General features: G+C 63.6%; 1 protein-coding gene. It reads left to right on the forward strand.

Annotation, left to right across the window (positions count from 1 at the left end; all coding sequences use genetic code 11):
* Positions 1–214: 214 nt before the first annotated feature.
* Positions 215–1,387 (forward strand): acetylornithine deacetylase, encoded by a 1,173-nt coding sequence (gene argE, locus AC0L2F_RS35645; protein ID WP_473251510.1) that lies wholly within the window; start codon positions 215–217, stop codon positions 1,385–1,387.
* Positions 1,388–1,479 lie beyond the last annotated feature (92 nt).

The following is a 1,479-nucleotide window of genomic DNA, read 5'->3' on the forward strand; positions in this document are numbered from 1 at the left end:
TGACCGACAGCTTGGGTGTTTTGCCCGACAGGCAACACAAGGACTTGTAGCCCGGATGAGCGAAGCGACATCCGGGAGTCCTACCACGAGCTGCCCCGGGTCTCGCTTCGCTCACCCGGGCTACGGGACCGACATTGATTTGCCCACCGGAGCACGGTGTTGGTATGGTTCGTGCAAGCACTTCAGCTTCCATCCCCCTGACAAGAACGTGAAAATGCCAAGCTCGAGACCCGACCGTATTCGCAAGCTGCTCGCCGACCTCGTCGGCTTCGACACCATCAGCGATCGCTCCAACCTGCCCCTGATTGCGCATATCGAGAGCTATCTCGCCACGCTCGACGTCAAGAGTGAGCGCATCACCGACGAGACGGGGCAGAAGGCCTCGCTATGGGTCACCATTGGACCCGAGGAGCGCCCCGGCCTCGTCCTGTCCGGCCATACCGACGTCGTGCCCGTCGTCGGCCAGGACTGGAGCCACGATCCGTTCAAACTCGTCGAACGCGACGGCAAGCTCTATGGCCGCGGCACCACCGACATGAAGGGCTTTGTGGCGGTGTGCCTTGCCATGGTGCCGGAGATGCTGGAAGCGAAGCTCGCAACGCCCATTCACCTCGCGATCTCCTATGACGAGGAGATCGGCTGCGTCGGCGTGCGGCCGATGCTGCGCGAGGTCGCGAAGAAACGCGTGAAGCCGCTCGGCGCCTTCATCGGCGAGCCGACCGAGATGAAGGTCATCATCGGCCATAAGGGCAAGCACGGCGTGCGCGCCACGTTCAAGGGGCTCGCCCGCCACTCCTCGATTGCGCCCGACGGAGTCAACGCCATCGAATACGCCGCCGAGCTGATCGTCGAGATCCGACGCCGCGCCGTGGCGCTCGCAGCCGTGCGAGCGGCCGACAGCCTCTACGACGTCCCGCACTCGACGCTGCTCACCAGCATCGTGCATGGCGGCGCCGCGCTGAACATCGTGCCGGATAGCTGCACGGTCGATTTCGAATGCCGTGGCATCGGCATCACCGAATCGCGCGAGGTTACGGATGCGATCGTCGCCTGGGCCAAGGCCGAGCTCGAGCCCGCGATGAAAAAGCAGCATCCGGATTGCGGCATCGATTTCGAGGAGATCCTCGACTATCCCGCGCTCGACACGGCGGCCGACGCGACAATCGTCACGCTGGCCAAGAGCCTCGCGGGGCGCAACGACCACGCCAAGGTCGCGTTCGGCACCGAGGCAAGCCTGTTCGCCAGCATGGCCGATATCCCGTCCGTGGTGATCGGCCCCGGTTCAATCGCGCAGGCGCATACACCGGACGAATTCGTGGAAATGGCGGAGCTGGAGAAATGCGCAGGCTTCGTGGAGAAGCTGATCGCGCATTGCGCGAAGGGGTAGCGGAGTTCGCAATTACTGATGGTGTGGACGGCCCCCTACGGCATCAGTGTGCCAGAATGAGGTTGTCAGAAACTCATTCACAGGAGCCGTCC

The organism is Bradyrhizobium sp. Ken64 (assembly GCF_055807555.1).